Source organism: Lysobacter yananisis, from assembly GCF_031199375.1.
In the GTDB taxonomy this organism is placed as follows: Bacteria; Pseudomonadota; Gammaproteobacteria; order Xanthomonadales; family Xanthomonadaceae; genus Lysobacter; species Lysobacter yananisis.
On sequence record NZ_CP133568.1, the window covers coordinates 5,419,815 to 5,439,072 of the forward strand.

Sequence of the window (19,258 nt, forward strand, 5' to 3'; positions counted from 1 at the left end):
AGGAACGAGCCGTGCTGACAGCCAATCAGTACGCGCAAGGCGATATCGAAGGACTCAGCGATTACGGAACACGGCGACTTGTCGCCTCGACCGTGCTCACAGAAAGCAATGGCGGCGACCTGGCCATCACCAACGGCGCTGGTTAGATCGGGCGTTATCAGGCAGGCGCAACTTGGCTGGCCGACGCAGGCTACGTCGATACGACCAAGTTGCGTGCCGCAATGAGCAACTGACGCCAACTTGTCGGTGAAAGCGTTGCAGGAAAACCTGCAGCTTGTCGGGGCCGCGGACGCAAGGGGCAGATCCCTCCAGCCCGACGGAGATTACGGAAGCAACACCTGGGAAGCGGTGGCCCGCTTCAGCCGCGACCGCGCCCCCCATGCCGCCGCCCGCCCCACCCACGCCACCGTCACACCTCGGAGGCTTCTGGGACGCCGCCTCACACCGCGGAGCCAACTTTTGGCACATCAAAATCGTTATTCCCGTCTCAAATCGGCATAAAAACCATGGTCATCACAGGTAGGGGACTCCCGATCCACCGCCGTTCTATCCAGTACGGCAAGCCAGAACGCTCCCCCAGCCAGCCGATCGAACGCCAACCCGACTGACGCGTCCCGGCCTGCCGCATTGCAGTTCCCTTTCCTATTCAAGGAGCTTTCGGAATGCGCAAGATCCGTCTTTCGGTCCTCGCCGCTGCAGTCGCCCTGACCGCCTCCGGCGCCGCCCTCGCCGCCGACGACCTGCCCGCCGGCCTCAAGACCGCCATGCAGCGCGACCTCGGCCTGTCCGGCAACGAACTGGCCCAATACCTCAAGGCCGAGCGCCTCGCCGCCGCGCAGGAAAAGACCGTCGAAAAACAACTCGGCCGCAACTTCGCCGGCGCCTGGCTGGAGCGTAAGGCCGACGGCTCCTTCGGCTTCGTCGCCGCCACCACCTCGATCAAGGCCGCCAAGGCTGCCGCCGGGGTCGAAACCCGCCAAGCGCGCCACAGCCTGGCCGCGCTCAACGCCGCCAAGGGCCAGCTCGACAGCCAGTTGGCGCGCAATGGCAAGGCGCCCAAGGGCGTGTACAGCTGGGCCGTCGACCTGCCGAGCAACAGCGTCGTCGTCGGCGTGGCTCCGGGCAGCGAAGACGCCGCGGTCGACTTCGTCGCCCTCAGCGGACTCGACAGCACCGCCGTGCGCTTCGAGACCCTCGCCGAAGCCCCGCGCCGCCTCAACAACATCCAGGGCGGCCGCGGCTACCTGCGCAACCCGGGCGACGGCTATCTGTACGCCTGCTCGGTCGGCTTCTCGGTGACCAAGGGCACCACCCCGGGCTTCGCCACCGCGGGCCACTGCGGCGACACCGGCGAAGTGGTCTACAACGAAGACTCGCAATGGACCCCGGGCGCTCGCCTGGGCGCGTTCGCCGCCTCGAGCATGCCCGACGGCAACCAGACCGGCCCCGACCGCGGCTGGGTGCAGGTCGACAGCAACCACACCCTGCTCGCCAGCGTCTACGGCTACGGCAACGGCGACGTGGCCGTGCGCGGCAGCACCGAAGGCGCCGTCGGCGCCGCCCTGTGCCGCTCCGGCCGCACCAGCGGCTGGCGCTGCGGCGCGATCCGCACCAAGAACGTCACCGTGTCCTACGTCGACGACAACAACCAACCCGACGGCACCGTGACCGGCCTGACCCAGACCACCGCCTGCGCCGAAGGCGGCGACTCGGGCGGCTCGTACATCACCAGCGCCGGCCAGGCGCAGGGCGTGCTGTCGGGCGGCAGCGGCAGCTGCAAGGGCAAGCAGGGGCGCACGGGGGGCGGCAACAGCTACTTCACGCCGATCAATTCGATCTTGTCGGCGTATTCGTTGACGTTGAAGACCAGCCCGTAAGCGGACAGACCCGCGAAACGCCGAGCGCCCCGGGAAACCGGGGCGCTTTTTATTTGCCGCCACTGCCGCGCACTGCAAGCAAAGACGCACCGCCCCGAAGCCCCTGTAGGAGCGGCGCAAGCCGCGACCGCGCCGCAACCGCTCGCGACGAAAGCCCCGCCGCAGTTGCCTTGCCGCGGTCGCGGCTTGCGCCGCTCCTACAGTCGGCAGCCGGATAGCCTGTTGGCCAATGAACGATCCAGGCCCGGCCGACGAAGCGTGATCTCCAAGCCCTCAGCCAGCGCGACGCTTCCGCCCCTGGCGACGAGACGCCCCCGTCGCAGGCGAATTCCAACTGCCGCCGCGCCATCGCATTTGCTTCGTCCATCGCGGCACACCGACATCCGCGTCAGACAATCGCTCGCCCCGCATCAGCGAGCCATACGCCGCCACTCCGAAAAGCAACGCGTACAGCCAACTCATTACGCCGACAGTGGATTTCGCATCCACCTTCACCCCGACCCACACCGACAACAACGCCCCTGCCGCCATCAAGAAGTAGCCCCCGAGCCAAAAGCGCCGCTCCCATAGGCGGACACGCGGCGAGTAGTGCCGGCGGTGGCGCCAGAACAACTCACCCGTCGCCTCATCCAAATCGATCAAGCGCCAGGCGAAGGCCACGTCCGATAAAGCGCGCGTCGCCTGCGGCTGGGCGATCAAATGCCGGATCAACGGCACCGGCAGGTTCTCGCCGAACAGATGCCGCACCGCGACCTGCACCCACAAGTTGTCGGCCTTGTCGGCCTTGGCCCAGAGATCGAGGAAGTCCTTGCGGTCTTGACTGCGCGAGCGGTGCAGGCCGTAAACGCCCTTGGTCAGGTAAAGACCGGCGATGATCATCGCCATCGGCACCAACAAGAACGAACCCAGCTCCTTCAGGTACGTCGCGAACATGCAAGCCCTCCCAGGCCGTTCCGAGGCGTTCGCCCCGCGATAAAACAGCGAGGGCGCCGCAGCGCCCTCGCCCTTGTCCGTTCTCAGCGCTTCTGATCGTTCGGCGGATGCGGATCGTTCCCGTAGCTATCGCTGTCCTGAATCCTCCCATCGCGCCCATGGATGACGAGTTCGACCTCGTCCTTGCGGGCCAGATCGCGCCCAGCCTCTTCGGCATCGGCCTTGCGCTCGTGCACGGAGCTGGCCCGCTCGTCGCCTTCGCGCTTCACGGCCCAGCCGTCGGGGTGGGGTACAAAGTGGATGTCCCGCTTCGACATGATCCGTTGTCCTGTTGGAATCGCACACCGATTGCGCGAGCCGACGCTAGCACCGGCGATCCGATCTGCCTGCGCATTTAAGTAATCCGTGTGCCTGGGCGTGCCGCGTCTTTACAGAAACGAGACGAGGCCCGGATCGAGGCCATGTCCGATGGCGCGAAAAGCTCGCCCGCCAGGCAAATAGCTCGGCTCGTGAAGCTTCCAGCACCGGACGCCGAGCGATTTGTCCAACCGATCAAGCGAAAAGCTCGGCCGTCGGAGCGCCGAGCCTGGACGACCGAGCCCGCAGCCGCATCGACCAAGCTCGCCGCTCGGACGGCCGAGCCCGCCGCTGCACCGTCCGAGCAAAACGCGCCCGAGCTCCGCGCTCCATCGTCCGAGCTTTTTGCTCGGCCGATGGAGCCCGGCGCAACAAACCACGCCCTCTGGCCCACCCCGCACCATCCGCCCGGGCGCCGGTGCCCGCCGCCTGCAGCACACAAAAATGCCGCCCGAAGGCGGCATACACGTTCGAAACCTCGGGCGGGCGCGCCGATCGTCTCAGCTCACGCCGGCGGCGCAGCGGGCTCGCGGTAAGCGCGCGACCAGCGCGCCGACATCTCCTTGCGCAGCCCATCCAGCCCCTGGTTCTTGCCGGCCACTTTGAGCAATTCCTAGGTCTCCAGCGAGAACGCCATGATGTCGGCGCTCAGCGCCAACTCGGTATCGTCGTCGCGCTCGGCCAAGCGCTGCAGGCGGTCGAGCAACGGCTGCAATCGGTCGAGCGTGCGCAGGTACAGCAACGCACCGGCCAAATCCACGCTGGGCGGCACCACCTGCGGGTTCTGCTCCAACACCGGCACCGCCTGCCGGCAAAACGTCTCGGACTTGGGCCCATCTTGGCCAGACGGCGGCGATCATCCGGCGACAGCGACACCAGCACGGATAGCACCGACTCCAATTGGGTCAAGGCCGCATTGACGGCGACCAGTTGTTCGTCGCTGACATCGAGGGCACTCTCAGTTGATCAGGGAAATGCGTGCCGCAGCAGGCCTAACACGGGCAGCTTGCGCGGAAGCACTCGGTAAGCCGCAGTCCTACGCAAGCAAAATCTAGGGAGGGAGCCAACGAATCGATCCGCTTCAACTTCGCGAATACTGCCACGTCTGCAGGGTGTCATTAGCCGCCTTTGTGCGGCGTTTCGAGTCGAAAATATACCCCCCCAAACTACAAACGAACCAAATCAAGTTTTACACTACCAAGCAACATTCTAGATCGCACAAAAATACAGAGGCACAAAAGATATCAGGGGAGAGGAAGCATGATGAACGCAATTATGGCAATGATTGCCAAATATCCGCTAGCGGCAATCCTATCTATGATTGCCACGCCCCTGGCAGCGCTTGCCAGCATCGCAAAAATCGCAGCCGCCGTCCGGGATTGGCTCATAAAAAATGACGCGCAAAAAATTGCAAAACAACTGACGCTCAACACAGGTGTCACTTCCTTCACGAAGGAGGACATTACTCAATCTTGTAAAAATTATCTACAGCCCAACTGCACTCAAATCGATCCATCGAACGAAGACGATCTCCACAATGTGGTTGCACATGCCCCGCTATTTAAAACAGTGGACGACCATTTCAGCATAGGAGGCCAACAGCGCCACATCATACTATTAGCCGATTCCGGGATGGGGAAAACAAGCTTTTGTTTAAATTACTACGCAAAAGAACTAAAGAAAAACAAAAACGAAAGAACCCAGGTAGTAATAATCCCCCTCGGCCGCAGTGACGCCATAGAACAAATCAAATCCGTTCAAAACAAACGAAATATAATCTGCTTTTTAGACGCATTTGACGAAGATCCAAACGCAACAACTAAACAAGAAGAAAGACTCACTGAGTTAATGCGAGCCGCTGCAGATTTCAAGAATATAATTATCACATGCAGATCGCAGTTCTTTGCACGAGATGAGTCCATCCCAAATCGCAGCGGAATAATGTATGCGGCACCTTTAAAAGCTGGACAAAACAAAGAGTTCCCGCTACACAGAATATTTATAGCGCCGTTCTCCAAGGAACAAATCAGTAAATACATCAGCAAACAATTCCCAATCCTGCATATTGCCAATATCAAGCGCCGGAAATATGCATTGGAGATGGTTTCATCAATTCCTGAACTAAGCTCGCGCCCGATGCTTCTGGAGCTAGTCCCCGACTTAGTTCGCGAGAAAAAGCTAATAAAGGAGCTATTTGGCCTCTACGAATTCTTGATCCAAAGCTGGCTTGAACGAGAAAGCCACTGGATCAAGGAAAAAGACCTGCTTGAGATATCAACTGAAATTGCTGTCATCGCTTATCGCCAACAACGCGAAGGATTGGGAGACCGCCTCCCTGCCAGCCTTATCGAATCCCTTGCCAATGACCACGAAACACCCCTAGAAAGCTGGAAACTTAAGGCCAGATCATTATTAAATAGAGACATTGAAGGGCAATTCAAGTTCGCACACAGATCCATAATGGAGTATCTAGTCTTACTCGCAGCCATAAAATTCGACGCCAGATGCTACGAATTCGAATGGACCGACTTAATGAAAGACCTGCTTGTGAGCTGGGGAAACACTAAATCAGCTAATCCTAAAGATATACTTGAACTGTTGGGGAAGAATCATGCATCAACAGGTCTGTTTCCGCTAGCCAGCCCTTTGAAGCAGCCACAGCTCCGCTCCATGACTGATTGCAAAGAAATCTTACGCCTCTCAAACATATCATCGAGGCGAAGCAGAGGCGTTCCACTTTCGTGGCGCAATCAATCGATCAAAGTAGCCGTCGCATCTCGCGCGTCTACGGCCAGTGCCTATGAGATCTGTGACTCGACGCATGGCATATGCTGGCTAATTACGGACACACAAACAATTATGGAGCGAACTCCATATCGAGACACATTCGACTCCGGATCCAGCCCAATCTCTCTGAAATCGAAGTTCATTAAGAACACATCATTGACCCGAAGATTTCCCTCGCTAGAAGAAATATTAAGCCTATGGGAAAGCGAGCCATATATAGTTTCCAATTACGACATCAAATGTATATTTGATAAAGAAGAACTGTATTGGCTTGGTGATCGAGGGGATACCGGCCCCCTTTGCTGTTCTTTTGGAGAAAGCCCACTCGACCTATCGCACTTGAAGATACAAGCGTCGAAATCTGAGCCGACAGGGAGACATATACATGTATACGCCCTCACTAATCGATATGCATCGATTAGCGGAAAAGCCTGCCTCGCCATGTCGGCCCACATAATTGAAAGAAGCGGCACCTAAATTAAATATTTAGCGACTGCGGAGTACACGGGAGGGCATTGACGGGGAAGAATACCCGCCGCCCCACAGAAAAATCAATGAGTTGCACTGGCAAGCATCCTTTCTGCGGCAATCGCCGCAGCGCTTAATCTTGTTTTTTTACTGGCCTAGCTTGAGATGAACGAATTCCAGAACATAAAACCCAAACGGCTCCGGGAAGAGGCGAGTTCGAGGTGCAAGCGTGGCGTTCAGTTCGTTGAGCCACTAGAGAGTGCTCAGCGTCGCCAGCAGTCTTGTTTGCCGGGTTGCAGGGCGTAGCCCCAGACGGTGGCACCACTGTTGAGTTCGCGCGGCAAGGCCGGCGGTAGGTCAGTGCTGCGTAAGCTGGGGTGGCCGTCACGGCACTCGACACCGAGTAAAGGCAGGCCTATCAACCCGGTGCATATCAGGCCGCGCGGGCTGAGTACGGGGCGCTGACGCCTGTTGAGGAAGGCGAGCAGAGGCACATCCGAAAGAGCCGCCCAAGCCCGCCGAAAACAGTCGAACTCCTCGCATCGCCTCGCACTGACGGCGCCGCGGGCTCCCCGCAGGCGCGCGAAGAACACGCCGCCATCGCATTACTCAGTCTGTCCGGCCACTGATTCTGGCCGGACACTTAGAGTCGCTCGAAGTATTTCAGCGCGAAAGCAGGGCACTACTGCTTTGCGCCCAGCTCCTTAGCCCGCTTTACAACATGAGCCCTGATCGCAGACGACTCGGCGTCCCCCTTGCCTGGAGACAGAAGCGCCTCAGGACGCGACATCCGTATGAACTGGTTGTTAGGCCCCTGCGAATCTTTGGTGCCGGTCACTATCCGCCCAGCGGCGATCAGTTTTATCTCTTCCCACAAAGGATCTTGAATCAGGAAATACGCACTATCGTCCGAATTGGCGCGAATTTGATGCTGCCGCATAAATCTCCGGCACAAACGATCGAAATACCGTACCAATGGCAGTTCCGATGCAGCACTGTCTTCCATCTCGTCCGAGTGCGCACCGATCCACTCCGCGATATCGGCCGGATCCCGGAATGCGGAAACGCTGCCGTTCGACTCGACCTGAAGAGTCTTGACATTGCCCGGCAAAAAACTGCCGAACTTCGTGGAAGCATCCACCGTCAGCGTTACTATGTCCGCTCCACTCAGATCCGAAGATTTGCAATCCGCAGACCTTACGTCGAGATGAGAAATGTGCGTGCCGGCGAATTTCGATTCGCAGGCCACGCCGACTATTTTCGCATCATAAATGGAAAAACCGCCCACGTAAACGCCGGACAAGTCAGACCTCGAAATCAAGGAAATCAACATCCCGCCGCAGTTGGAAACGAGCCGCTCCGCGTATCCTTCGCGCGAAATAATGTGATCCAGCCGCCCCTTAACGGTGGTGACGGATTCGACATCCGCTTCGTCGACCTGATCGATGAAAGCTTGAATCAACGGGATATCGACCCGACCACGGCGCATGAAGTTCGATGCGTAGTCGGCGGTGCGCAATTCGTCGAACAGGCTGCGGGCCAGGAATTGATTCTGAAGTTCCGAATGCGGAAATCTACGGATGTTTCCGCTCCCCCCCGACTCCAGTAGCCCGAAACTGCCCGCCTTGGCCGTTAGCTTGGCAAGGTCGCTCTGATTCAATACCGGCTCGAATGCGGTCTCGCACGCGACAGAAAGAAACCCGATGTCGACCGAGTCCGTCTCGTTGGACGCCATGTCGTCCACAACCAGCCCGTAGAACTGCCACAGAGAGCGCTCGGCGTCCGCTCCATCGATCTCGACCATTTGATTGACTTTTCCGGCCTCTCGCAAAACGAACTGCTTGACCAAGAACAACTGCGGACTGCTGTGCGATTTGGACAAGCTGTCCCAACCGCCGGTCCCGCCGATCTGGGCCAGGAAGAATGGCCGCAAATGATAAGAGCCCTCAACCAGCCAACCGCTGGACTCGATATCTTTAAGTTCGTTGTCCGACCAACCGCTTTGCTTCAAATATGTCTTGGCCGAGCTGGGCGATACTGGTCTCAGGCGCGCATGATCAAGCGAAAGATTTCTAATCTTGCTGGCCAGCCTCTCCTCGAAGCTTTGCTGATCGAAAAACGTGTCCCGGCCTGACAATATCATCGGAGCGCACGATCCGACCTCGAGCAGGAAATTCCTCAATGCGGACCAGGCATCCTTGTAGCCATCCGGATCGACCAATTCGTCGAATCCGTCGATCGCGACTTGAATAACGCCCAACCTGGTTAGGACCGGAACCTGATCGAAAGTAAACTGAAGACGTAAGGACTGGGTTGCGTGCGCCAGTGCCTTGTTGAGATCGGTCAGGCGACCGCCGCTGCTGACGACATGGAGAATAGGCGGCGCGGTGCTGGCGGGCTCCGCTCGCTCATAGGCGATGCGCTCGATCAGGGAGGTTTTTCCGATCCCGGCTGGGCCGTCCAGAAGCATGATCGACAGGTGACTGTCGCTCTGCCTGCCAATTATGTTCTTGAAATCATCGAACTCCAGATTGATCGGAGCGACATGCCCATGCAGCGACAACTCGCCCTCGGGAGGTATGAAGCATGCCGGCGTTCGACCGTTCAGAATGCGGCGCTGAGTCGCCTTAAATTCGCGAACATTCACAAACTCCTCGGATGCCAGCAGCGATGCCAGATTCAGGTAGCGCTTGCCGCTGGGCTTAGCTGAGATGGATCCGGCGTTGTCGATGAGATAGGTCCGGGATTCGCCTTCGCGAACCATGGCCACTTCGAGGCGACCGTCTTTCGGCGCTACGCTGAACGGAGTTGCCAGATCCGCGAATACCGACAGGACGCGTTTGACTTCCGACTCATTCATCAGTTTTCGCTCCAATAGCAGACGTCGTTTTCGCAATCGAGATCCGTCACATCCCTTACATGGCTGCCGGGCTGCCGCAGCAGTATGGCGCGAGCGGCCCATGATTTGGCCGTAACCAAAAGTGGAATGAAGTCGTCGTCGTCCGACAGGACCAGGACCACTTGGGCCAACCCATATCGCATCAGGTGCAACGCATCGCAGACTATGGAGGTATCGATCATCTTTTGACCGCTGTCCTGCCCCCCTCCCCGATAGGTATGGAACAACGGATAACTGCCGTCGTTGCAGATGGGGTCGTTGCCGAACTGGAATCCTTTGACGAAGGAAACATTCGCGATCCGCCGCGCAAGCTCCTCTTCGTTCGACATCAGATCGAAGTCGCGACGGGCGACCGTCTGGTCCCTATTTTGATGCCAGCCGTGATACAGGCGCAACGTGACGCGATACTTCTGGGCCCGCTCGAATTCGAGCGCCCCCACGACATGCTGCTGCAGCCTGAAAATGACGTCGCGCAGCCGCTTTCTGGGATCAGAGTTGAACTCCGGATCCAAGTGCTTTTGCATGTTGTGCCAGTCAACAAGCGCGTAAGCCGTATTAATCGCCTTCACAACCCCTCCAGGCCAAATCTCAAGAGCATCGCGGCGTCGTCGAGGCTATGCAGGGATTGGGTCAGATCGCTCTCGAAGTTACCGGGGCTCAAGGTGCTTTCGATCACACGGCCCCCTCGTTCGCACTGAGCCCATACGGTCTCGTCCCGCCCCAGGTCGCGCAGGATGCGCTCGGCCACACCGCGCCAGGCAGCAGGGTCACGCTGACCGCGAGCGTCTTCGACCATGTCAAGGGTCTCGTACACGTCGATCCCATGATCGGGCCGCAACAAATAGCGATTGCTGCCAACCCCATTGGTATGCACCGGACATCCCTGGTGGACGGATTCCAGCACATAGAACCCAAACGCCCCCGGGAACCGGCTATAAGCTAGCCCAAATCGCCCTCCCCACATCAGCGCCGCTTGGCTCAGGTGCGTTACCCATACGAAGTAGTCGGCGCAGCTACGCCCCGCAGGGGCCAGCATCGCGTCCAACCTGTGGCGGACGTCTCCGGTCAATGAGTGCTCGGGTACGAACAGGTGGATCGGCGGCAGCGGCGCGGTGCGTAGTTCGTTGAGCCAGTAGAGGATGCTGAGCGTCTCCAGCCAGCCATGTTTGCCCGCTTGCAGGGCGTGGCCCCAGACAATGGCACCGCTGTCGGCTTCGCGCAGCAGCGCGGAAGGCAGGTCGGCCCCGTGGGCCAAGCCGGGGTGGCCGCCGCGGCATTCGACGCTGGACAGCGGCAGGCGTAAAGGTTTGGAACGCCTCTGGCCGCGAGGGCCCGAGCGGCCGATGGCGCGGCTGCGATAACCCACACAATCAAACAAACGGTCGCCGCTCCGCGGCGGCGACCTCAATGCACTCGTATCGGCCATCCGGGCCCCCTTCCCTGTGATCGGCAGCGGGACTGATGAAGCCCGCAGCCAAACGTGTTGTTCGCCTAGCTTACCGCCTGCGGCCGCAGCCGCACGGGTAGTGTCACAGTTCTCGCGATTTGTAACGCCCGCGCGACGGAACAGGCCCGCCGCGGCGGCTCATCAGCCACGCCAGTTCGCGTGCGCACTCCAAAACTCGACGCTGCGCCGGTAGGCCTCGCGATCCAACAGCACGCCCGACCCGCCCTCCTCCACCCCGAGCGCGTTGCGCATCATCGTAATCGGCGCCATCGGTGTTTCCATCGGCTCGGCGGTGTACATGCAGCCAACCAGGCCCCAGTCGGCGTCGGTGACGGTGCCTTCCTTGGCCAGTTGTTCGCGGCTGTAGAGGATGACGATGAGGTACTCCGCCACCGGCGGGTCGATGTTTTCGAACCAGCGCGTCAGTACCGGCAGTTCGTCCTTCGTGCGCGCGTCGTAGCCGCTGCACAGCAGGTGCCGGTTCTGGTCGGTGATCGGCACCGCCAGACACCGCGTGCTGGTCCAGTTGCGGTGCACATGCAGCTTGCAAAACGGCGCGTACCCGTCGAGCACCATCAGCGGCGGCACTTCGTTGAGGTGGCGTTCGAATTCTTCGGCGGTGATGTCCTGGATGGTGTTGCGGCGCGGTTCGCGCGGGAACAGGCGCGGGCGGGCGAAGTCGGTGAGGATGATGGTCATGGGGGGATTATTCCGACGTCGCGGGCGCCGGGGAATGGGTACGGCGTATGGGGAGGCCGGGGGACAGCGGCGCCGATGGTCCCGGCCCGAAACGACAAAGCCCCGCCGGAGCGGGGCCTGGTGGGGCGGCCGGCCGGGCCGGCGCTCAGGGCAAGGTGTCGGAGGAGATCCAGGTGTTGACGGCGGTGCAGCGGCCTTGGGCGTCGACGCGGAACAGGATGTAGTGGTAGGCGCCGATGGATTGCACGGTGGCGATCATGCCGGCGTCGGTGGTGTCGCAGATCAGGCGCCGGCCTTGGGCGTTGACGGCGTCGCATTGGGCGTAGCGCACGGTGTGGGTGGCGTCGGGCGAGTTGAGGCTGCAGCCGATGTACTGGACGGTGTCGGCGCTGCGGCGGGCGGACAGCATCGAGCCGTAGGCGACACCGGAGGCGATGGTGACGGGGTAGTTGATGGCGCGGCCGGCGGTCGCGGGGGCGGCGACGGCGAGCAGGACGCCGAGAACGGTCAAACCGGCGAGGAGCGGGAGCTTCATCGTTGGGACTCCTTGAGTTCGGATCGGGCGATGTCGCGGCCGCGAGGCCGCGATGGGCCGCCGCCGGCAACGCTCCGCGTTGCAGGTCGGCGCCCTGCTCCTTCACTCGGAATCCGGCCGCGATCCGGCTCATCGCTTCGCGCGGCGGCCGTCGCTGCGCTTAGGCGGGGGCGAGTTCCTGCGCCAGCCCGATCAAGATGCCCTCCGGCCCGCGGATGTAACACAGCTGGTACACGTCCTGGTAATCGACCACTTCGCCGACCACCTGCGCGCCGTGCGGCCGCAGCCGCTCCAGCGTATCGGCCAGATCGTCCACCGCGAACATGACCCGCAGGTAGCCCAGCGCGTTGACCGGGGCGTCGCGGTGGTCGGCGATCACCTTCGGCTCGATGAAACGCGACAGTTCCAGTCGGCTATGGCCATCGGGCGTGCGCATCATCGCGATCTCGACGCGCTGGTCGCCCAGGCCGGTGACGCGGCCGGCCCATTCGCCTTCCACCGTCGCCCGGCCTTCGAGTTCCAGGCCGAGTTCGCGAAAGAATTCGACCGCGGCGCCGAGGTCTTCGACGACGATGCCTACGTTGTCCATCCGCTTGAGCGCCATCGCTGCAACCTCCGAGGTGGGACTCCAATCTACAAGCCGTCGTTCGCACCGACAACGCGCCGACCGGCGGCCGCGTCCTCGGCTTGCTCCGGATGCGAAGCCGGCGATACATTCGCGCCACCGAGTCACGGACGAGCTGGAGCGAACATGGTGTCGATGCATCACCGCCGCGGACGCGGCGACGGCAGCGGGCGGGCCTGGCTCACGTTTGGCGTGGGCTTGGCGCTTTGGGCCGGAAGCGGCGCCGCCGCGGCCGCCGACGCGGGGGCGGCGTTCAAGCAGGCGATCGATTCGCTGGCGGCCGGCGCGTACTGGAGCAAGCCTTTCGTCGAGAACACCTTGTCGGCGCGCTTGGTTCCGGACTGGGAGAACGAGTACACCCTTGCGTACAAGGCGGAAAGCGGACGCTTCGCCGGCCTGCGGATCAAGGAGGTCGAGTTGCGTTGCAGCAAGCGCCGGGCGCGCGATTGCCTGCTCAGTATCGATCTGGCCGAGCCGGGACCGCCGAACATGGCGTTCGTCAGGAAGTTCTGGCCGCAGGCGGTGCCCACGCCGGCCAGTCCGCATTCGCGCTTTTCGCACGAGTATTGGACGATCGAACGCGGCCCGGAGCGGATCAGCGTGAGCAATCAATACGACGCGCCGCGGATCACGCGGGTGACGATCGCGCACGAAACGGAGCTGCCGCAAATTCCGATGGATTCGCCGCCCGCGCCGCCGTTGCCGCGCGTTCCCGATAGCCGCTGATCGCCATCTCGCGGCCTGCGCGGCACGAGCCCCGGCCGCGCCGGCTTCCGCCTCGCTGCGACGAAGCCGGAGCCAAATCTGACGGAACAATCGAACGATGCATGAAAAAAGCCCCGCCGAAGCGGGGCTTTCCATATTCGGCGGGCAGCCCGCTTACATGTTGCGCCGGTACTCGCCGCCCACGTCGTACAGCGCGTGGCTGATCTGCCCGAGGCTGTGGGTCTTCACCGCCTCCATCAGGCTGGCGAACACGTTGCGGCGTTCGCGCGCGGCGGCCTGCAGGCCACGCAGGCCTTCGGCGGCGTAGCCGTTGCGGCCGGCCTGGTAGGCCTGCACGTTGTCGATCTGCTGGCCCTTCTCGCCTTCGGTCGAACGGATCAGTTCGATCTCGGTGACGATGTCGCCGCCGTGGTCCTTCGGCAGGAAGGTGTTGACGCCGACCAGCGGCAGCGAGCCGTCGTGCTTCTTGTGTTCGTAGTAGAGGCTCTCTTCCTGGATCTTGCCGCGCTGGTACATGGTGTCCATCGCGCCGAGCACGCCGCCGCGTTCGCTGATCGCCTCGAATTCCTTGTACACGGCCTCTTCGACGATGTCGGTGAGCTTGTCGACGATGAAACTGCCCTGCCAGGGGTTCTCGTTGAAGTTCAGCCCCAGCTCCTTGTTGATGATCATCTGGATCGCGACCGCGCGGCGCACGCTTTCCTCGGTCGGCGTGGTGATGGCTTCGTCGTAGGCGTTGGTGTGCAGGCTGTTGCAGTTGTCGAACAGCGCGTACAGGGCCTGCAAGGTGGTGCGGATGTCGTTGAACTGGATTTCCTGGGCGTGCAGCGAGCGGCCCGAGGTCTGGATGTGGTACTTCATCATCTGGCTGCGCGGGTCGGCGCCGTAGCGCTCGCGCATGGCGCGGGCCCAGATGCGGCGGGCGACGCGGCCGATGACGGTGTACTCCGGGTCCATGCCGTTGGAGAAGAAGAACGACAGGTTCGGGGCGAAGTCGTCGATCTTCATCCCGCGGGCGAGGTAGTACTCGACGATGGTGAAGCCGTTGGACAGGGTGAAGGCGAGCTGGCTGATCGGGTTCGCGCCGGCTTCGGCGATGTGGTAGCCGCTGATCGACACCGAGTAGAAGTTGCGCACGTTCTTGTCGACGAAGAACTGCTGGATGTCGCCCATCATGCGCAGGGCGAACTCGGTGCTGAAGATGCAGGTGTTCTGGGCCTGGTCCTCCTTGAGGATGTCGGCCTGGACGGTGCCGCGCACGGTGGCCAGGGTCTTGTCGCGGATCTTCTGGTAGGTTTCGGCGTCGACGATCTGGTCGCCGGTGACGCCGAGCAGCCCGAGGCCGAGGCCATCGTTGGTCTCCGGCAGCAGGCCGCTGTATTCGGGGCGCTTGCGGCCTTCGAACAGCGCTTCGATCTTGTCGTGGGCGGCGTCCCAGCGGGCCTGGTCTTCGCGCAAGTATTTCTCGACCTGCTGGTCGACGGCGGTGTTCATGAACATCGCCAGGATGATCGGCGCGGGGCCGTTGATGGTCATCGACACCGAGGTGCTCGGCGCGCACAGGTCGAAGCCGGAGTAGAGCTTCTTCATGTCGTCGAGCGAGGCGATGTTGACGCCGGAGTTGCCGATCTTGCCGAAGATGTCCGGGCGCACGGCCGGGTCTTCGCCGTACAGGGTGACGCTGTCGAACGCGGTCGACAGGCGCGCGGCCGGCTGGCCGACGGACAGGTAATGGAAGCGGCGGTTGGTGCGCTCCGGGGTGCCCTCGCCGGCGAACATGCGGATCGGGTCTTCGCCGGTGCGGCGGTACGGGTAGACGCCGCCGGTGTAGGGGTAATAGCCCGGCAGGTTTTCCTTCTGCAGGAAGGTCAGCAGCTCGCCCCAGCTCTTGTAGGTGGGCGCGGCGATCTTCGGGATCTGCTGGTGGCTCAGCGATTCGCGATAGTTCTCGACCCGGATGACCTTGTCGCGGACCTTGTATTCGTTGACTTCGTCGGTGATCGACTTCAGCCGCGCGGGCCAGTCGCGCAGCAGCTTCAGGGCGTCGGAGGTCAGCGATTGGACGGCGTCGTTGTAGCGTTGGCGCAGGGTCAGCAGGGTGCGGTCGGCCGACGGGGCTTCGGGCAGCAGCGCTTCGCCGTTGTAGAGGTCGAGCGCCTTAGGCAACTGCGGGTCTTCGAGGTCGTGCAGCGACTGCCAATACGACTGGGCGCGGTCGGCGATCTCGGACTGGGTTTCGATCTGCTTGTTGATCGAGCGCCCCTGTTCGGCGATCTCGGCCAGGTAACGCACGCGCGCGCCGGGAATCAGCACGGTCGCGCGCGGTTCCTTGAGGTCGGTGTTGACGTCGGGCGTCCACTTGTCGGCCGGCAGCGACAACTTTTCGCGCAGCAGGCGGCACAGGTTGGCGAACATCCAGCTGACGCCGGGGTCGTTGAACTGGCTGGCGATGGTCGGGTAGACCGGGACGTCCTCGTCCGGGGTCTGGAACGCGACGCGGTTGCGCTTCCACTGCTTGCGCACGTCGCGCAGGGCGTCCTCGGCGCCGCGCTTGTCGAACTTGTTGAGCACGACCAGTTCGGCGTAGTCGAGCATGTCGATCTTTTCCAGCTGGCTCGGCGCGCCGAAGTCGCTGGTCATGACGTACATCGGGAAGTCGACCAGGTCGACGATCTCCGAATCGCTCTGGCCGATGCCGGCGGTTTCGACGATCACCAGGTCGTAGCCGAGGCTGCGCAGGTAGCCGATGCAGTCCTTCAGCACCGTGTTGGTGGCCGAGTTCTGCCGGCGCGTCGCCATCGAGCGCATGTAGACGCGGTGGCTGCGCAGCGAGTTCATGCGGATGCGGTCGCCGAGCAAAGCGCCGCCGGTGCGGCGGCGGGTCGGGTCGACCGAGATCACCGCCATGCGCATGTCGGGGAAGTTGGCGAGGAAGCGGTTCAGCAGTTCGTCGGTCACCGACGACTTGCCGGCGCCGCCGGTGCCGGTGATGCCGACCACCGGGGTCTTGCCGCCGGCCAGTTGCCACTGCTTGCGCAGGTGGGCGAGCTGGGTTTCGTCGAACGCGCCTTCTTCGATCGCGCTGAGGGTGCGGCCGATGCTGATTTCGTCGCCGATGCTGGAGACTTGCGGGCTCGACTCGGTCGGCAGGCGCGCGTCGCTGGCGCGGCGCACCACGTCTTCGATCATCGCCACCAGGCCCATGTGCATGCCGTCGTTCGGGTGGTAGATGCGCTCGACGCCGTAGGCCTGCAGTTCGCGGATCTCTTCCGGCGTGATCGTGCCGCCGCCGCCGCCGAACACGCGGATGTGGCCGGCGCCGCGCTCCTTGAGCATGTCGACCATGTACTTGAAGTATTCGACGTGGCCGCCCTGGTAGCTCGACAGGGCGATGCCGTCGGCGTCTTCCTGCAGCGCCGCGCGGACCACGTCTTCGACCGAGCGGTTGTGGCCGAGGTGGACGACTTCGGCGCCCTGCCCCTGGATCAGCCGGCGCATGATGTTGATCGCGGCGTCGTGGCCGTCGAACAGGCTGGCGGCGGTGACGAAGCGCAGCGGGGTCGCGTCGGGCTGGGCGGCGGGGAGGTTCGCGGCGGTGGTGCTCATGGGCATCTCGATACGCTGGACGGTCTGCTCGTATTGTAGCTCTGTGCGCGCGGCCCCGGTTTGCCGGGCGCGTGCGGGGGCGTAGGGAGGCGCGGCGCTAGCGGAGTCGGGCGACCGGCGTCAATAGGACGGCGGCGGTGCGGCGGCACGCGGATTGGCGAGTGGGTCGCAAGTGGGGCGGCGGCCGGCTGCAAGCGTTTTTGTGGGAGGGCCTTCAGGCCCGACGCTCTCCGACCGGATCGCCGCGATCCGAAACGACAGCGTCGGGCCTGAAGGCCCTCCCACACACGCCCGCGCCGCCGATGAAACCTCCCTGTAGGAGCGGCGCGAGCCGCGACCGCGACATCACGACTGCGAAGAAAGCCCGCGAGGCGAACGGCCAGCCCGCGGTCGCGGCTCGCGCCGCGCCTACAAGGGAGTTTGCCGGCATTGCCGTCAGCGTGTGCGGGCGCAACATGCGCGGCGCGACGGTTCGTTTCGGCAAGCCGGCCTTCAGCAATCCCGCGTATCCCTGAATGCGTTCGCCTGCGCCGTCAACAGCCGCGCATGCGCAGCGTTGCCAGCGGTAACCGGCGGGTGGCCGCCGATGCGAGGAGAACGATCATGGCAATGCGTCCTTTGATGGTGGCGGCGGCGATGGGCCTGGCGGCGCTGATGGGCGCGCACGCGCCGCAAGCGCAGGCGCGCGCGTATGTCGATGTGGACGTGCGCGTGGCTCCGCCGCCGCCGCGCTACGAGCGGGTGCGGGTGCGTCCGGGCTATGTGTGGACGCCGGGTTATTGGCGCTGGAACGGCCGCCGCCATGTCTGGATCGGCGGCAGCTATGTGGTCGCGCGACCGGGTTACGCCTACACCGCGCCGCGCTGGGTCTCGAACGGACCGGCTTGGCGCTTCCACACCGGCCGTTGGGTGCGCCGCTACTGACGCCGTCGCGGCGAGCGCTGGCCGCGCGCGCGGGGCTCGGCTAGGCTGCCGCCGATGACAGACGACTCCGAACTCGCCGGCCTGCGCCGCAACGCCGAAGGCGGCGCGGCGCCGGATCTGTATCGATGGGCGACCGCGCTGCTGCGCCGCGGCGCCGCCGAACCGGCGCGCGCGGCGTATGCGCGCGCGGCGGCTCAAGGATTGGCCGAGGCGCGGATCGAGTTCGCGCGCATGGCGATGCACGGCATCGGCGGCGATACCGACCTGTCCGCAGCGCACGCGGCGTTGGACCAAGCCGAACGCGCGGGCTCGGCCGTCGCCGGCTATTTCATCGCGCTGATGGCGGTCGGCCGCGGCGATTTTGCGGCCGCCGAGCACGATCGCCGCTTGCTCGCCGCCGTGCGCGCCGAGTATCCGCCGGCATTGCGCGCGGCGGCGTTGCTGTTCGGCCGCCGCCACGACGACGAGGCGGCGCAGAACGCCTGCCTGCAACTGCTCGAACGCGCGTCCGCGCGCGGCGACGCGATCGCGGCGCGGCTGCTGGCCGAGCGCTTGCTGCGCGGCGAAGGCTGCGCGCCGCAACCGCAGGCGGCGGCGGAGTTGATCGGGCAGTTGCGCGCGCACGGCGCCCGGATCGAATTGCCGCCGATCGCGGTCGGCGCGCCGGCGCAACGCGATGCCGCACCGGCCGATGCCGTTTCGCTCGCCGATGCGGCGCAGCCGGTCGCGCTGGCGCCGCTGTCGGCGCATCCGCGCGTGGCCCAGGCCGATGCGCTGTTGTCGGCCGACGAATGCCGGTTGCTGGTGGCGCAGGCGCAGCCGTCGCTGCGGCCGTCGCAGACCGTGGACGAACGCAGCGGCCGCGCCGTTCCCAACGCCTTGCGCGACAGCAGCGATGCCAGCCTGGACCCGGCCGGCGAAGACCTCGCGCTGCGCCTGGCGCAGTGGCGGATGGCGCGCGCGGCCGGTCTCGACCTGGTTCATGGCGAACACCTCACCGTGCTGCGCTACGCGCCGGGCCAGGCTTATCGCCCGCATCGCGACTATCTGTCGCCGCAGGCGCAGGCGCGCGACCGGCCGCAGGCCGGCGACCGCCTGCGCACGGTCTGCGTCTATCTCAACGCGGTCGAGGCCGGCGGCGCCACCGAGTTTCCGCACGCCGCGCTGGCGGTGACGCCGCAGGCCGGGCGCGCGCTGGTGTTCGACAATCTCGACGCCGACGGCCGGCCGGAACCGGCATCGCTGCACGCGGGCACGCCGGTGCTGGCCGGAGAAAAATGGCTGGCGACGCTGTGGCTGCGCGAGCGGCCGTATCGCGCGTTCTGATTGGGTCGCGCCGGATTTAGGCGGCCTTCGCCAGCGGGATTGCGGCGCG

At 63.3% G+C, this 19,258-nt stretch carries 18 protein-coding genes; 8 read left to right on the top strand and 10 right to left on the bottom strand.

From position 1 onward, the window contains the following. The first annotated feature begins 11 nt into the window (after positions 1-11). Together RDV84_RS22170 and RDV84_RS22175 are read left to right on the top strand one after the other, a co-directional pair. A complete protein-coding gene (locus RDV84_RS22170) occupies positions 12-146 on the top strand; it encodes a hypothetical protein (protein ID WP_309151619.1) in 135 nt (44 codons plus the stop codon). A 516-nt stretch (positions 147-662) separates the two neighbouring features. Then, complete coding sequence (locus RDV84_RS22175; RefSeq protein WP_057947193.1) at positions 663-1,877, top strand: S1 family peptidase; 1,215 nt, start codon at positions 663-665, stop codon at positions 1,875-1,877. Between the two features lie 273 nt (positions 1,878-2,150). Here RDV84_RS22175 and RDV84_RS22180 read toward each other — a convergent pair whose 3' ends face one another. The 3 genes from RDV84_RS22180 to RDV84_RS22190 form a co-directional block, all read right to left on the bottom strand. Further along, a complete protein-coding gene (locus RDV84_RS22180) occupies positions 2,151-2,810 on the bottom strand; it encodes a hypothetical protein (RefSeq protein ID WP_309151620.1) in 660 nt (219 codons plus the stop codon). An 83-nt stretch (positions 2,811-2,893) separates the two neighbouring features. Continuing rightward, positions 2,894-3,127, bottom strand: a complete 234-nt coding sequence (locus RDV84_RS22185) for a DUF2188 domain-containing protein (RefSeq protein ID WP_309151621.1) — start codon at positions 3,125-3,127, stop codon at positions 2,894-2,896. Between the two features lie 653 nt (positions 3,128-3,780). Next, complete coding sequence (locus RDV84_RS22190; RefSeq protein WP_309151622.1) at positions 3,781-3,963, bottom strand: hypothetical protein; 183 nt, start codon at positions 3,961-3,963, stop codon at positions 3,781-3,783. Between the two features lie 467 nt (positions 3,964-4,430). On the opposite strand from RDV84_RS22190, the gene RDV84_RS22195 reads away from it, so the two are divergent. Further along, on the top strand, positions 4,431-6,431 hold the full coding sequence (locus tag RDV84_RS22195; protein ID WP_309151623.1) for an NACHT domain-containing protein: 2,001 nt from the start codon (positions 4,431-4,433) through the stop codon (positions 6,429-6,431). A gap of 673 nt (positions 6,432-7,104) precedes the next feature. Here the strand turns inward: RDV84_RS22195 and RDV84_RS22200 are convergent. The 6 genes from RDV84_RS22200 to RDV84_RS22225 form a co-directional block, all read right to left on the bottom strand. Next, on the bottom strand, positions 7,105-9,282 hold the full coding sequence (locus RDV84_RS22200) for a hypothetical protein (RefSeq protein ID WP_309151624.1): 2,178 nt from the start codon (positions 9,280-9,282) through the stop codon (positions 7,105-7,107). Then, positions 9,282-9,890 carry a PIN domain-containing protein gene (locus RDV84_RS22205; RefSeq protein ID WP_309151625.1) on the bottom strand — a complete coding sequence of 203 codons (609 nt, stop codon included), beginning with the start codon at positions 9,888-9,890 and terminating at the stop codon, positions 9,282-9,284. Before RDV84_RS22205 ends, RDV84_RS22200 begins: the two co-directional genes overlap by 1 nt. Next, positions 9,887-10,747: a hypothetical protein gene (locus RDV84_RS22210; protein WP_309151626.1), complete on the bottom strand. Its 861-nt coding sequence runs from the start codon at positions 10,745-10,747 to the stop codon at positions 9,887-9,889. The genes RDV84_RS22205 and RDV84_RS22210 overlap by 4 nt, the downstream gene beginning before the upstream one ends. A gap of 162 nt (positions 10,748-10,909) precedes the next feature. Next, entirely contained in the window at positions 10,910-11,467 is a 558-nt protein-coding gene (locus RDV84_RS22215) for a DUF3228 family protein (RefSeq protein WP_309151627.1), read from the bottom strand. 145 nt (positions 11,468-11,612) lie between these two features. Further along, complete coding sequence (locus tag RDV84_RS22220; protein WP_309151628.1) at positions 11,613-12,002, bottom strand: hypothetical protein; 390 nt, start codon at positions 12,000-12,002, stop codon at positions 11,613-11,615. A 160-nt stretch (positions 12,003-12,162) separates the two neighbouring features. Next, the gene (locus RDV84_RS22225; RefSeq protein WP_309151629.1) at positions 12,163-12,591 is read right to left on the bottom strand and encodes a VOC family protein; all 429 of its coding nucleotides are present in this window, start codon (positions 12,589-12,591) and stop codon (positions 12,163-12,165) included. A 171-nt stretch (positions 12,592-12,762) separates the two neighbouring features. Between RDV84_RS22225 and RDV84_RS22230 the strand changes: the two genes are divergently transcribed. Continuing rightward, positions 12,763-13,353, top strand: a complete 591-nt coding sequence (locus RDV84_RS22230; RefSeq protein WP_309151630.1) for a hypothetical protein — start codon at positions 12,763-12,765, stop codon at positions 13,351-13,353. A 153-nt stretch (positions 13,354-13,506) separates the two neighbouring features. On the opposite strand, the gene RDV84_RS22235 is transcribed toward RDV84_RS22230, so the two are convergent. Then, entirely contained in the window at positions 13,507-16,959 is a 3,453-nt protein-coding gene (locus RDV84_RS22235) for a methylmalonyl-CoA mutase family protein (protein WP_309151631.1), read from the bottom strand. A gap of 202 nt (positions 16,960-17,161) precedes the next feature. On the opposite strand from RDV84_RS22235, the gene RDV84_RS27030 reads away from it, so the two are divergent. The 4 genes from RDV84_RS27030 to RDV84_RS22250 all read left to right on the top strand — a co-directional run bounded on the left by RDV84_RS27030 (position 17,162) and on the right by RDV84_RS22250 (position 19,209). After that, positions 17,162-17,278 (top strand): DUF6053 domain-containing protein, encoded by a 117-nt coding sequence (locus tag RDV84_RS27030; protein WP_425608184.1) that lies wholly within the window; start codon positions 17,162-17,164, stop codon positions 17,276-17,278. Then, positions 17,262-17,474, top strand: a complete 213-nt coding sequence (locus RDV84_RS22240) for a hypothetical protein (RefSeq protein ID WP_309151632.1) — start codon at positions 17,262-17,264, stop codon at positions 17,472-17,474. The genes RDV84_RS27030 and RDV84_RS22240 overlap by 17 nt, the downstream gene beginning before the upstream one ends. 88 nt (positions 17,475-17,562) lie before the next feature. Then, a complete protein-coding gene (locus tag RDV84_RS22245; RefSeq protein ID WP_309151633.1) occupies positions 17,563-17,883 on the top strand; it encodes a hypothetical protein in 321 nt (106 codons plus the stop codon). 54 nt (positions 17,884-17,937) lie between these two features. Next, positions 17,938-19,209 (top strand): 2OG-Fe(II) oxygenase, encoded by a 1,272-nt coding sequence (locus RDV84_RS22250; RefSeq protein ID WP_309151635.1) that lies wholly within the window; start codon positions 17,938-17,940, stop codon positions 19,207-19,209. Positions 19,210-19,258 lie beyond the last annotated feature (49 nt).